The following is a 13,912-nucleotide window of genomic DNA, read 5'->3' on the forward strand; positions in this document are numbered from 1 at the left end:
CGGCCTCGCCCCCGGGAAACGACCATGCCGCCCCCGGGGAAACGTGAGTGCGAGGCACGCTCTGGGCAGAACAGGGGGAGGACGACACGCCGGGAGTCGCGGCCGGAGCCGAGGAAGAGGGCCGCGCCCCCCGGTCCGCCGTCGTCCCCCACGAGCCGCGGGAGGCTGACAGGTGTCCAGCGCAGCCGAGCAGGAGGCGGTGGCCGCGGAGCGGGCCACCGGGGAGCGGGCCACCGGGGAGCGGGCCACCGGGGAGCGGGCCACCGGGGACGGGCGCCCGGTCGCCGTCGTGACCGGGGGGCGGCCGGCGGCGCCGGTGCCCACGGTGCCGGTGCGTCCGGGCCGGCCGACGCCGCTGGGCGCCCGGTTCCGGGCCGGCCCGGACGGGGTGGCGGGGACCAACTTCGCGTTGTGGGCGGGTGGGGCGGAGGCGGTGGAGCTGTGCCTCTTCGACGAGCGGGGCAGGGAGAGCAGGGCCCGGCTCACCGAGCTGACGCACGAGATCTGGCACGGTTTCGTGCCGGGTGTGCTGCCCGGACAGCGGTACGGCTACCGGGTGCACGGCCGCTGGGACCCGTGGACCGGCGCCCGCTGGAACCCGGCGAAGCTGCTCCTCGACCCGTACGCGCGCGCGGTGGACGGCGACTACGCCGCCGGCGGGCTGGCCCCCGAGGTGTACGGGCATGTGCGCGACTGGCCGGAGCAGCACGTCGCGGACACCGTGCGCGACGACCGGGACTCCGCGCCGTACGTGCCCAAGGGCGTCGTCGTCCACGACGACGACGACTGGGCGGACGACCACCGGCCGAAGACCCCGTGGGCGGACTCGGTGATCTACGAGCTGCACGTCAGGGGCTTCACCCGGCGGCACCCGGGCGTCCCCGAGGAGCTGCGCGGCACGTACGCCGGTCTCGCGCATCCCGCGGCGGTCGAGCACCTGGTGAAGCTGGGCGTCACGGCCGTCGAGCTGCTGCCCGTGCACCAGTTCGCGCACGAGGACCACCTGCTGCGCCGGGGGCTGCGCAACCACTGGGGCTACAACTCCGTCGGCTACTTCGCCCCGCACGCCGGCTACGCGGCCTCCGGGACGACCGGGCAGCAGGTCGGCGAGTTCAAGCGGATGGTGCGCGCCCTGCACGCGGCCGGCATAGAGGTGATCCTCGACGTGGTCTACAACCACACCGCCGAGGCGGGCGAGCTGGGTCCCACGCTGTCCCTGAAGGGCATCGACAACCGCGGCTACTACCGCCTCCAGCCCGACGCGCGCCGGTACGCCGACTACACGGGCTGCGGCAACACGCTCCACGTCGTCCAGCCGCACGTGCTGCGCCTGATCACGGACTCCCTGCGCTACTGGGTGACGGAGATGGGCGTCGACGGCTTCCGCTTCGACCTGGCGGCGGCGCTGGCCCGCTCCATGCACGACGTGGACATGCTGTCGCCGTTCCTCGCGGTGATCGCCCAGGATCCGGTGCTGCGCCGGGTGAAGCTGATCGCGGAGCCGTGGGACGTCGGCTCGGGCGGTTATCAGGTGGGCGCGTTCCCGCCGCTGTGGACGGAGTGGAACGACCGGTACCGCAACGCGGTGCGGGACTTCTGGCGCCACGCGCTGCCGGACGTGCGGGAGATGGGCTACCGGCTGTCCGGGTCGAGCGACCTGTACGCCTGGGGCGGGCGGCGCCCGTACGCCTCGGTCAACTACGTCACCGCGCACGACGGTTTCACCCTGCGGGACCTGGTGTCGTACGGGCGCAAGCACAACGAGGACAACGGGGAGGGGAACCGGGACGGCACGGACGACAACCGGTCCTGGAACTGCGGTGCCGAGGGGGAGACGGAGGACGGGGACGTACGGGCGCTGCGGCGACGGCAACTGCGGAACCTGCTGACCACGCTGCTGCTGTCGACGGGCGTGCCGATGCTGCTCGCGGGCGACGAGATGGGCCGCACCCAGCGCGGCAACAACAACGCCTACTGCCAGGACAACGAGACCGGCTGGGTGGACTGGAGCCTGCTGGACGACCCGGACTGGCGGCCCCTGTTCGAGCTGACGTCCCGGCTGATCGCCCTGCGCCACCGGCACCCGGTGCTGCGCCGCCGGGCCTTCTTCTCCGGCCGGGCGCACTCCGCGGACGGGCTGCGCGACCTGGCGTGGTTCACCCCGCGGGGCACCGAGATGACGGAAGGGGACTGGTACGCGCCGGCCGCCACGCTCGGCATGTACCTCTCCGGGCGGGACATCCCGGGGCGCGACGAGCGGGGGGCGCCCGTCCTCGACGACAGCTTCCTCGCGGTCCTGCACGCCGGGGAAGGGCCGGTGGAGTTCGAGCTGCCGGGGCCGCCGTGGGCACAGCGGTACGAGGTGGTCGTCGACACCGCGCGGGAGGAGCAGACGCGGGACCCGGCCGTCGAGCACCGCGCGGGGACACGGATCACGGTGCCGGGGCGGACGGTGCTGCTGCTGCGGGTGCGCACCTGACCGCCGGCGGCGCCCGGCGGCGGTCCGCGGTGTCCGGCGGCGGTCCGCGGTGTCCGTCGGCCGATCGGCCGGCGCGGCCGTACGCCCCCTGGGTACACGCAGGTCGCAGGACCGGCGGACGGGCGGGGTCCGGCCGAAACTCGGTGGGCAGTGTCAGCGGCGATCCGTACTCTCGCTGCTGATGCCCACGACGCCCCCTCCCCCGGATTCCCGCTCCGCCGTGCGTTCGCTGCTGCGGCTGTGGCCGTATGTGCGGCCCGTGCGGGCGCGGTTGTTCACCGCCGCCTTCATCGCGATCGTCGCCTCCTGCATCGGGCTGGTCATACCGCTCGTCCTGAAGTGGATGGTGGACGGGCCGGTCGCCGGCCGGGACCCGGCCGGGGTCTGGCTGGGCGCGCTGTACGTGCTGCTGCTCGGGCTCGCGGAGGCGTTGCTGTTCGGGTTGCGGCGCTGGCTGGTGGCGCGTCCGCTGGCGCGTGTCGAGGCGGAGATGCGGGCGGGTCTGTACCGGCACCTGCAACGGCTGCCGATCGCCTTCCACGACCGCTGGCCGTCGGGACAGTTGCTGTCCCGGGCCACCACGGACCTGATGCTGCTGCGCATGTTCCTCGCCTTCCCGCTGACCTTCCTGCTGGTCAACGGGGTGACGATCGTCGTCGGCGTGCTCATCATGCTGATCCAGGACTGGACGCTGGGGCTGGTCGTCCTGGTGCCCGCCGTGCCGGTGATGGTCGTCTGCGTGGTGTTCGAGAAGCGCTACTCCTCGGCGGCGCGGCAGGCGCAGGACCAGGTGGGCGACCTGACGACGGTGGTCGAGGAGAGCGTGCTCGGCATCCGCGTCATCAAGGGGTTCGGGCGGCACCGCAGTCAGGCGCGGGCGTTCGGGGAGCTGTCGGGGAAGTTGCGGGGGACGGAACTGCACAAGGCCAGGCTGCTGGCCACGATCCTGGGCTTCATCGTGACGCTGCCGGAGCTGGCCGTCGGGGCGGCGCTGGTGCTGGGGGCCGTGCGGGTGGCGGACGGGGAGCTGTCGGCGGGGACGCTGGTGGCGTTCCTGTCCACGGCGCTGGCGCTGCGCTGGCCGGTGGACTCGATCGGGTTCCTGCTGGCGATGAGCCAGGAGGCGGCGACGGCGACCGAGCGGTACTTCGAGGTGATGGACGCGGAGCCGGAGTCCGGGCCGGGCGGCAGCGGGGCGGGCGGTCCCGCGGAGCGGGGCGCCGGCGACGGGCTGCGGTTCGAGAACGTCACCTTCCGCTACCCCGACGCCCCCGCCGGGGCCCCGCCCGTCCTCGACCGGGTCGATCTGCACATCCGGCCCGGCGAGTCCCTCGCGCTGGTCGGGGCCACCGGCAGCGGCAAGACCACGCTCACCGCGCTGGTCCCCCGGCTGCACGAGGTGACCTCCGGACGCATCACCCTGGACGGCACGGACATCACCGGGATGTCCCGCGAGGAGCTGCGCTCGCGGGTCTCCGTCGCCTTCGAGGAGCCCACCCTGTTCTCGGCGAGCGTCGGGGAGAACGTGCTGATGGGGGGCGGGGACGGGCGGCAGGACCTGGAGCGGGCGCTGGGCGTGGCCCAGGCCGACTTCGTGTACGCGCTGCCGCAGGGGGTCGACACCCGGGTCGGCGAGCAGGGGCTGAGCCTCTCCGGCGGGCAGCGGCAGCGCCTCGCGCTGGCCCGGGCCGTGGTCGGGCGGCCCGGCTTCCTGGTCCTGGACGACCCGTTGTCCGCGCTCGACGTGCACACGGAGGCGGCGGTCGAGGCCGCCCTGCGCCGGGTGCTCGCGGACACCACGGCCCTGATCGTGGCGCACCGTCCGTCCACGGTCCTGCTGGCCGACCGCGTCGCCCTGCTCTCCGGCGGCCGGATCACCGCGGTCGGCACCCATCACGAACTGCTGCGCGACAGTCCCGAGTACGCCCACCTCATGTCCGGCGACCCGGCGGGGGAACAGGAGGACCAGCGATGACGGCGGCCACCACCGCACCCGTCGAGGACGAGGACGCCGACCGGACACCGGAGTCCGGCGACCCCTTCGACCGGGACCGGCTGCCCGCTCCCCCGGGCGCCACCGGCGTGCTGCTGCGTTCCCTGCTCGCGCCGATGCGCGGCCGGGTCGTCCTCACCGCGCTGTTGCTGCTGCTCCAGCAGGCCGCGGTGCAGGCCGGCCCGCTGCTGGTGGCGTACGCGATCGACCGGGCGGTGCCCGCCTTCCGGGACGCCGGCCACGGGCCGCTGATCGCGGTGGCGGCGGGCTACCTGCTGTGCGCGGCGGCGGCCGGGGCGCTGCAGTACGCGTTCGTCACCGCCTCCGCCCGGGTCAGCCAGGACGTGCTGCTCGATCTGCGCGGCCGCATCTTCCGCCACGCGCAGGCGCTCGGCGTCGACTTCCACGAGCGGTACACCTCGGGCCGGCTCATCTCCCGTTCCACCACCGACGTCGAGGCGCTGCGGGAGCTGCTGGAGGAGGGCCTGCAGGAGCTGGCGATGGTCATCCTGTCGGCCGTCTACATCTCGGTGCTGCTGCTCTGGCTGGACCTGGGGCTGGGCTCCGTCGCGGTGGCGTCGTTCGTGCCGCTGTACCTGCTCGTGCGGTCCTACCGGCGGCGGGCGGCGCGGGTGTACCGCAAGCGGTCCACGGCCATCGCCGCGGTGATCGTGAAGTTCGTCGAGACGATGAACGGCATCCGGCCGGTGCGTGCCTTCCGCCGGGAGACCGCCAACGACGCCGACTTCCGGGTGCTGAACCGGCGGCACGAGCGGACCAACGGCGACGCGCTGCTGGAGATGGCCCGCTATGTCGTCGGCTCCCGGGTCACCGCCAACACCACGGTCGCGCTGATCGTGCTGTGGGGCGCCTACCGGGTCGCGGACGGGACGCTGGCGCTGGGTGTGCTGGCGGCGGCGGTGCTGTATCTGCGGCGGTTGTACGACCCGATCGACCGGCTGGGCATGTTCCTGAACTCCTACCAGTCGGCGGCGGCCTCGCTGGAGAAGATCGCCGGGCTGCTGGCGCAGACGCCGTCCGTGCCGGAGCCGGTGTCCCCCCGGGAGCTTCCGCAGCGGCGCCCGGGGCACCCCGGCCGCGAGGTCGTCTTCGACGGCGTCCGGTTCGCCTACCGCACCGGCGGCGAGGTGCTGCCCCGCTTCGACCTCACCCTCCCGGCCGGGCAGACCGTCGCGGTCGTCGGCTCGACCGGCGCGGGCAAGTCGACGCTGGCCAAGCTGCTCGCCCGGTTCTACGACCCCTCCCCGGGCTCTCCGCTCCGTTCGAACGGGGGAGACCCCGATGCCGGCCGGGTACTGCTCGACGGCGTGGACCTGCGCGACCTCACGGGACGCGATCTGCGGCGCGAGGTGGTGATGGTGACGCAGGAGGCGTTCCTGTTCTCCGGCACGATCGCCGAGAACATCTCGATCGGGCGGCCGGACGCCGGCCGGGAGGAGATCGAGCAGGCGGCGAAGGAGATCGGCGCCCACGACTTCGTCGTCGCGCTGCCCGACGGCTACGACACCGACGTCCGCAAGCGGGGCGGCCGCATCTCGGCCGGTCAGCGCCAGCTGGTGGCCTTCGCGCGGGCGTTGCTGGCGGACCCGGCGGTGCTCATCCTCGACGAGGCGACCAGCTCGCTGGACATCCCCGGTGAGCGGGCGGTGCAGCGGGCGATGGCGACGGTGCTGAAGGGGCGTACGGCGGTGGTGATCGCCCACCGGCTGTCGACCGTGGAGATCGCGGACCGGGTCCTGGTGATGGAGCACGGCAGGATCGTGGAGGACGGCAGCCCGGCCGAACTCGTGGCCCGCACCGGGAGGTTCGCGGATCTGCACCGGGCCTGGCGGGACAGCCTGGCCTGAGGCCCGTCGTCCGGGCCGGGCCGCGGGGAACCGACGGCCCGGCGGAGGGGGACGGATGATCGCCGCGTACGAGGATCCCGGCACGCACGACGCGCTGGTGGCGGCCGGCGGGGCCTGCGCGGCGCTGTGGCGGTCGTGGCACGGGGAGCGGCCGGTCACCTCTCAGGGGCGTTCGTATACCGAACGTGAACCCCCGGACAACGAACGGTTTCCGGCCAAAGTTCTGACGCGCTCCTGACAGAAACCGCGATCCCCTGCGACTCTTCCCACGGCCGTGTCACAGCAACCCCACAGCACCGTCACCCCGCTGTGCGACGGCCGGAACTTGCGAGCACTTCCGTTCTGCCCGGCCGGCCCACCCGCCGTCCGGTCTCCCCAGGTCGCGCGACCCGCGGCCACGCAGAAGGAGTCAGCGTTGAGAAGCAGGTCGTCCCACAGACGCACCCCCCACGGCACGCACCGCCGCGTCGCCGCCGTCGCCCTCGCCGGGGTGGCCGCCCTGGTCGCCACGGCGGTGCAGTCCGGCAGCGCCACCGCCGCCCCGGAGCGGACACCGTCGGCCGCGAGCGAGGCCGGGCCCGGTTCCGAGTCGGTCCGCCTCTCCCCCGCCCAGCGCGCCGCGCTGATCCGCGAGGCGGACGCCGGCAAGGCGGACACCGCCGAGGACCTCGGCCTGGGCGCGAAGGAGGAACTCGTCGTCCGTGACGTCCTCAAGGACCGCGACGGCACGGTGCACGTCCGCTACGAGCGCACCTACGACGGCCTGCCCGTCCTCGGCGGCGACCTGGTCGTCCAGGGCTCGGAGCCCGGCGAGGCCGCGTCCGTCGTCAAGGCCACCCGCGCCGCGGTGAAGCCGGCGACGACCACGGCCAGGGTGCCGGCCGCCGAGGCCGAGCGGCAGGCCCTGTCCGCCGCGAAGGCCGAGAACGCCGAGGGCGCCGGCGTCGACGGCGCCCCGCGCAAGGTGATCTGGGCGGCCTCGGGCAAGCCGGTCGTGGCGTACGAGACGGTCGTCGGCGGTCTGCAGCACGACGGCACCCCGCAGGAGCTGCACGTCGTCACGGACGCCACCACGGGCGAGAAGCTGTACGAGTGGGAGGCCGTGCGGAACGGGACCGGCCACACCGTCTACAGCGGGACCGTGAACCTCGGCACCACCCAGTCGGGTTCCTCGTACAACCTCACCGACGGGGCGCGCGGCGGACACAGGACGTACAACCTCAACCGCGGCACCTCCGGCACCGGCACGCTGTTCTCCGGCTCCGACGACGTCTGGGGCGACGGCAGCCCGTCCAACCTGGAGTCGGCCGCCGCGGACGCCCACTACGGGGCCGCGCTGACCTGGGACTACTACAAGAACGTGCACGGCCGCAGCGGCATCCGGGGCGACGGCGCGGCCGCCTACTCGCGCGTCCACTACGGCAACAACTACGTCAACGCCTTCTGGTCGGACAGCTGCTTCTGCATGACCTACGGCGACGGCTCGGGCAACGCCAACCCGCTGACCTCGATCGACGTCGCCGCGCACGAGATGACCCACGGCCTCACCTCGAACACCGCGGGCCTCAACTACAGCGGCGAGTCCGGCGGTCTGAACGAGGCGACGAGCGACATCTTCGGCTCGACCGTCGAGTTCTACGCCAACAACTCCTCCGACGTCGGTGACTACCTCATCGGCGAGGAGATCGACATCAACGGCGACGGCACCCCGCTGCGTCACATGGACAAGCCGAGCAAGGACGGCGCGTCCAAGGACAGCTGGTACTCCGGCATCGGCTCGATCGACGTGCACTACTCCTCCGGGCCCGCGAACCACTTCTTCTACCTGCTGAGCGAGGGCAGCGGCGCCAAGACCGTCAACGGCGTCAGGTACGACTCGCCCACCTCGGACGGCCTGCCGGTCACCGGCATCGGCCGCGCCAAGGCGGAGAAGATCTGGTTCCGCGCGCTGACCACCAAGTTCACCTCCACCACCAACTACGCGGGCGCCCGCACCGGCACCCTGGCGGCGACCGGTGAGCTGTACGGCACGGACGGCGCCGAGTACAAGGCGGTGCAGGACGCGTGGGCGGCCGTCAACGTCGGCACCCGCTCCGGTGACGGCGGCGGTGGCGGTACGGCCTTCGAGAACACCGCCGACGTGTCCATACCGGACGCCGGCGCCGCGGTGACCTCCTCGGTCACCGTCTCCGGGCGGGCCGGCAACGCGCCCTCCAACCTCCAGGTCGCGGTGGACATCGTGCACACCTGGCGCGGTGACCTGGTCGTCGACCTGCTCGCCCCGGACGGCACCGCGTACCGCCTGAAGAACAGCAGCTCGGGCGACTCGGCGGACAACGTCAACGAGACCTACACGGTCAACGCCTCCTCCGAGACCGCCAACGGCACCTGGAAACTGCGGGTGCAGGACGTGGCGCGGTCCGACACCGGTCACATCAGCGGCTGGAAGCTCACCTTCCCCTAGCCCCGGCGCACCTCGCGCGAGCGGCGCCCCGCCTTGTCACCAGGCGTGGGCGCCGCCCTACTCTTGGGTCCCATGTCTTCGGCGGACTTCACCTACGACCACGTCGGCGCGACCCGCGAGCCGGGTTCCTGCCCACCCGGCTTCCACCCCATGCGGGTCCGCACCCGTCTCGGCGAGGGCGAGGAGGTCTTCCGGCAGGCCGCCGAGGCCCTGTTCACCTGGGAGCTGCACCGCGCCGTGGGCGTCGGCCTCGACACCACCGCCGACCGGGCCGCCACCGGCGTCGAGGTCACCGTCACCCTCGCCGGGGTCGTCAAGGCGCCCTGCCGCGTGGTGTGGACGGTGGAGGAACGCCGCAGGGCCGGCTGGGCGTACGGCACGCTGACCGGTCATCCGGAGAGCGGCGAGGAGTCGTTCGTGGTGGACCGCACCGGCGACGGGACGGTGTGGCTGACCGTCGAGGCGTTCAGCAGGCCCGCCCGCTGGTACTCCCGCGCGGGCGGCCCCGCCACCCGCGGACTCCAGCACGCCTACGCCCGCCGCTGCGGGAAGGTGCTGCGCCGGCTGGCCACCCGGGGCGTCGAGGACTGAAGTCCCGGGCGCCCCGGGCCCGCCCCCGTCCACATGCGCACCGCGCACGGCGCCGGGGCGCCCGGCCACCCCCGCCGCACGCCCCATGACGCCCCGAGCCGTCCGCGCCGGCGCACACGGCGCGGCGACGCGCGGCCCGGCTGCGGGCACACGGCGACGCGGGACCCGCAGCCGGGGCAGGAGCGCGCGGCGGCACCGGATCCGGACGCGGGGCCGGGCGCCCGGCGGGTCACCGCATCAGCAGCCCCGCCGCCTCCGCCAGGTCCTCCGACGGGACGGCGACCAGGCCCAGTTCGGCGCCCGAGGCGAGCAGGCGGTGGCTGGGCAGGATGCGGACGGTGTAGCCGTAGGGGCCCGTGCGGTCCAGGGAGAGCGGGCCCTCGTACACCCAGCGGCCCTCCTGGTCGGGGGCGCCCAGCGGTTTCAGCGGCACGGCCGTCGCGTCGGTGATGCGGTCCTCCTCGTCCACCCGGCCGGAGACCGCCTGCACCTCGACGTCGTCCGGGCCGAGCCCGCCGAGGCCCACCCGCACCCGCAGCGCGAGGGTGGTGCCGAGTTCCGCGGTGGCCGTCGTCGCGGACGTCTCGACGTGGTCGACGGTCACGCCGTGCCAGGCACCGCGCACCCTGGCCTTCCACACGGCCAGTGCCCGCGCGGCATCGGGGTCCATCGCGCGGTGCGCGTGGGCGGCGGGCGCGTACAGGCGCTCGACGTACTCGCGGACCATGCGGCCGGCCACCACCTTCGGGCCGAGCAGGCTCAGCGTCCGGCGCACCATCTCGATCCAGCGGTCCGGCAGCCGGCTCTCCCCGCGCTCGTAGAACCGCGGCGTGATGCGCTGCTCCAGCAGGTCGTAGAGGGCGGCGGCCTCCACGGCGTCGCGCCGCTCGGGGTCGGCTCCGGCCCCGGCGCCGTCCGCCGTGGGGACGGCCCAGCCGAAGTCGGGCTGGAACCACTCGTCCCACCAGCCGTCCATCACCGACAGGTTGAGGCAGCCGTTGAGCGCGGCCTTCATCCCGCTGGTGCCGCACGCCTCCAGCGGCCTGAGCGGGTTGTTCAGCCAGATGTCGCAACCGGGGTAGAGCTTCTGCGCCATCGCCATGCCATAGTCGGGCAGGAACACGATGCGGTGCCGCACCCGCGGGTCGTCGGCGAACCGGACCAGCTCCTGGATCAGCCGCTTGCCGCCCTCGTCCGCCGGGTGCGCCTTGCCCGCGACCACGATCTGCACCGGCCGCTCGGGGTGCAGCAGCAGGTCCGTCAGCCGGTCCCGGTCGCGCAGCATCAGCGTGAGCCGCTTGTACGACGGGACGCGCCGGGCGAACCCGATGGTCAGCACGTCCGGGTCGAGCACCCCGTCGATCCAGCCCAGCTCGGCCGTTCCGGCGCCGCGCTGCCGCCAGGAGGCGCGCAGCCGCTCGCGCACCTCCATCACCAGCAGCTCGCGCAGGCAGCGGCGCAGTTCCCAGATGTCCCGGTCGGGGATGTCCGCGACGGAGTCCCAGCGGTCGGAGTCGCCGACGCTCAGCGCCTCCTCGGCGCGCTGCGCGCCGATCTGCCGGGCGCCGAGCCGGAACACCTCGGGGGCGACCCAGGTGGGCGCGTGCACCCCGTTGGTCACGGAGGTGATGGGCACCTCCTCGGGGTCGAATCCCGGCCAGAGTCCGGCGAACATCCCGCGGCTGACGCTGCCGTGCAGCAGGGACACCCCGTTGGCGCGCTGGGCGAGCCGCAGGCCCATCACGGCCATGTTGAACAGACCGGGCTCGCCCCCGGGGTAGCTCTCCGTGCCCAGGTGCAGGATGCGGTCGACCTCCATGTCCGGCAGTTCGGCGCGCGGGCCGAAGTGGCGGGCGACCAGTTCACGGTCGAAGCGGTCGATGCCGGCCGGGACGGGGGTGTGGGTGGTGAACACGGTTCCCGCGCGGACCGCCTCCAGCGCCGCGTCGAAGTCCAGTCCCCGGGCGCACAGTTCGGCGATCCGCTCCAGGCCGAGGAAACCTGCGTGGCCCTCGTTGGTGTGGAAGACCTCGGGTTCGGGGTGCCCGGTCAGCCTGCAGTACGTGCGGACCGCGCGGACCCCCCCTATGCCGAGCAGCATCTCCTGCAGCAGCCGGTGCTCGCTGCCGCCGCCGTACAGCCGGTCGGTGACCCCGCGTTCGCCCAGGTCGTTCTCCTCGACGTCGGAGTCCAGCAGGAGCAGCGGGATCCTGCCGACCCGGGCCCGCCAGATCCGCGCGCGCAGCGAGCGGCCGCCGGGCAGGGCGAGGGTGACCCGGGCGGGGCTGCCGTCGGGCTCCTTGAGCTGGTCCAGGGGCAGCTCGTTGGGATCGAGGACGGGGTAGTGCTCCTGCTGCCAGCCGTCCCGGGACAGGGACTGGCGGAAGTAGCCGTGCCGGTAGAGCAGGCCGACGCCGATGAGCGGGACGCCGAGGTCGCTGGCGGCCTTGAGGTGGTCGCCGGCGAGGATGCCGAGTCCGCCGGAGTACTGCGGCAGGGCGGCCGTGATGCCGAACTCCGGGGAGAAGTAGGCGATGGCGGCGGGCAGCCGGTCGGGCTGTGCCTGGTACCAGCGGTCGCCGGACAGGTAGGCGCGCAGATCGTCCGCGACCGCGTCGAGGCGGTCCAGGAAACCGCGGTCGCCGGCCAGCTCGGTGAGCCGCTCGGTCGCCACGCCGCCGAGCAGCCGTACGGGGTCGCCGCCGGCGGCGGCCCAGCGTTCGGGGTCGACGGAGCGGAACAGGTCCCGCGTGCCGGCGTGCCAGGACCAGCGCAGATTGCGGGCCAGATCGCTCAGGGGCCGGAGGGGGTCGGGGAGCACGGGTCGGACGGTGAATCGACGGATCGCCTTCACAAGCCACCTCGGCGGGTTCGTGAGAGACGCGGTATGCGTCCGGGCATCGCTGCCGACAGTACCGGCGCGGGCACACTCCGCGTGGGAAGCCGGCGGTCCCGGGATCCGCCGCGAGGCGGGGCAAACGATTCACCTCATGGCGGACATGGCCGATTCCGCACCCGTGGGCGTTCTTGTCGCGCTTCGTCCCGCACGAGACGCCGCCCCCCGTCGCGCCGGCCCGCGCCGGCCCGCGCCCGGCGGTCCGCGGCGCGGTACGCCGGGCCCCGGGGGGAACCGGACCATGGCACGGACGCGAACACGGCCCCTGCGCCTCCATCGCCTCCGGGACACCCGCACGGTCGCCGCGGGCGACGAGGGGATGCCGTCCGCGCCGCACCCGCCGGCCGGCGTGCGCCAGGCCGTCACGGTGGGCGCGGCCGGCCGGCAGGGCAAGAAACCGGCCTTTTCCACCTGCGGTTCGGCCCTCGGTCCGTCCGCCCCGGGGGTGCCGGTCACCCCGGCGCCGGCCGTGGGCGACACGGGCGGGCCCCCGCACTCGGGTACGCCGGCGGCGTCCCCGCACGGGGCGGGCGCGGCGGCGCCGTATCTCGCCGGGCACCGGCGGGCGGCCCCGGCACAGGTGGCTGACGCGCTGGTCAGGGGCGCGGCGAGGAACGCGGTGACCGGCTCCGGGCCCGGCCCGCCGAGCCGGCCGCTCCCGGCTCCGCGCCCGCAGGGGCACCCCCGCCGGGACGCGGCGCCGGGCGGGCGCGGCGGCAGCGGCGGAGGTGGGAGCGGGCCCACGGGGACCGGCTCCGTACCGTACGGACGGGGCCGGTCTTGTGTGTCGACATACGCGCGAGTAGTTAACAAAGCGCCGGATTGCCCACCCGAACAGTGTGGGAAGGCTCCTGCGGGACACCCCAAAGGAACACCACGCAGGCCCCACCTCCCCACAGTCATCCGCCCACCCACGTTGACGCGGACAGGAGCGGTCATGCCCGCCAAGCACCACTTGTCATCACCTCCGACACCGGCCCCCCGGGCATCCGGGAGTCCCCCGGCCTCCGTGGGGCGCATACCCGTCCTCGACGTCCGCCCGATGGTCCGGCAGGGGCGCCGCCCGGCCAAGGCCGTGACCGGCGAGACGTTCGAGATCTCGGCCACCGTGTTCCGGGAGGGGCACGACGCGGTGGCCGCCAACGTGGTGCTGACCGACCCCGGGGGGCGTCCGGGGCCGTTCACGCCGATGCGGGAGCTGGCGCCGGGCACCGACCGGTGGGGGGCGACGGTCACCGCCGGTGAGCCCGGCTCGTACACGTACACCGTGGAGGCGTGGGGCGACCCGGTCACCACCTGGCGGCACCACGCGCGGATCAAGATCCCGGCCGGTCTGGACACGGAACTCGTGCTGGAGGAGGGGGCCCGGCTGTACGAGCGGGCGGCGGCCGGAGTACCCGATTCCGACTCCAGGGGCGTCCTGCTCGCCGCCGTGGACGCCCTGCGCGACGAGAGCCGTCCCGCCGCGTCCCGGCTGGCGGCGGCGTTGACGCCGCCGGTGGACGCGGTGCTGGCCCGGCATCCGTTGCGGGAGCTGGTGACCAGCAGTGACCCGCTGCCGCTGCTGGTGGAACGCGAGCGGGCGCTGTACGGCTCCTGGTACGAGTTCTTCCCCCGCTCC

General features: G+C 74.1%; 8 protein-coding genes. 7 read left to right on the forward strand and 1 reads right to left on the reverse strand.

The features are described from left to right. The first annotated feature begins 172 nt into the window (after positions 1–172). From glgX to ACF07S_RS20980, 6 genes are all read left to right on the forward strand, one after another. Positions 173–2,479, forward strand: a complete 2,307-nt coding sequence (gene glgX, locus ACF07S_RS20955) for a glycogen debranching protein GlgX (protein WP_391974764.1) — start codon at positions 173–175, stop codon at positions 2,477–2,479. A gap of 181 nt (positions 2,480–2,660) precedes the next feature. Beyond that, positions 2,661–4,454, forward strand: coding sequence for an ABC transporter ATP-binding protein (locus tag ACF07S_RS20960; RefSeq protein ID WP_391974765.1), 1,794 nt, complete (start codon positions 2,661–2,663; stop codon positions 4,452–4,454). Beyond that, entirely contained in the window at positions 4,451–6,340 is a 1,890-nt protein-coding gene (locus tag ACF07S_RS20965; protein ID WP_391974766.1) for an ABC transporter ATP-binding protein, read from the forward strand. Before ACF07S_RS20960 ends, ACF07S_RS20965 begins: the two co-directional genes overlap by 4 nt. 55 nt (positions 6,341–6,395) lie before the next feature. After that, positions 6,396–6,578: a hypothetical protein gene (locus ACF07S_RS20970; RefSeq protein WP_391974767.1), complete on the forward strand. Its 183-nt coding sequence runs from the start codon at positions 6,396–6,398 to the stop codon at positions 6,576–6,578. A 177-nt stretch (positions 6,579–6,755) separates the two neighbouring features. Further along, positions 6,756–8,804 (forward strand): M4 family metallopeptidase, encoded by a 2,049-nt coding sequence (locus ACF07S_RS20975; RefSeq protein WP_391974768.1) that lies wholly within the window; start codon positions 6,756–6,758, stop codon positions 8,802–8,804. A 72-nt stretch (positions 8,805–8,876) separates the two neighbouring features. Further along, positions 8,877–9,395, forward strand: coding sequence for a DUF1990 family protein (locus ACF07S_RS20980; protein WP_391965345.1), 519 nt, complete (start codon positions 8,877–8,879; stop codon positions 9,393–9,395). A 229-nt stretch (positions 9,396–9,624) separates the two neighbouring features. On the opposite strand, the gene ACF07S_RS20985 is transcribed toward ACF07S_RS20980, so the two are convergent. Further along, positions 9,625–12,249, reverse strand: coding sequence for a glycosyltransferase family 1 protein (locus ACF07S_RS20985; protein ID WP_391974769.1), 2,625 nt, complete (start codon positions 12,247–12,249; stop codon positions 9,625–9,627). A gap of 979 nt (positions 12,250–13,228) precedes the next feature. On the opposite strand from ACF07S_RS20985, the gene ACF07S_RS20990 reads away from it, so the two are divergent. Then, the coding region (locus ACF07S_RS20990; RefSeq protein WP_391974770.1) for a maltotransferase domain-containing protein at positions 13,229–13,912 on the forward strand (684 nt) is incomplete at its 3' end.

Source organism: Streptomyces sp. NPDC016640, from assembly GCF_043076215.1.
Lineage (GTDB): Bacteria > Actinomycetota > Actinomycetes > Streptomycetales > Streptomycetaceae > Streptomyces.

What these genes read in the sequence shown, in the direction of transcription:
- ACF07S_RS20960 (WP_391974765.1), top strand. Translation starts at nt 2,661, where the DNA reads ATGCCCACGACGCCCCCTCCCCCGGATTCCCGCTCCGCCGTGCGTTCG.
- ACF07S_RS20965 (WP_391974766.1), top strand. Translation starts at nt 4,451, where the DNA reads ATGACGGCGGCCACCACCGCACCCGTCGAGGACGAGGACGCCGACCGG.
- ACF07S_RS20970 (WP_391974767.1), top strand. Translation starts at nt 6,396, where the DNA reads ATGATCGCCGCGTACGAGGATCCCGGCACGCACGACGCGCTGGTGGCG.
- ACF07S_RS20980 (WP_391965345.1), top strand. Translation starts at nt 8,877, where the DNA reads ATGTCTTCGGCGGACTTCACCTACGACCACGTCGGCGCGACCCGCGAG.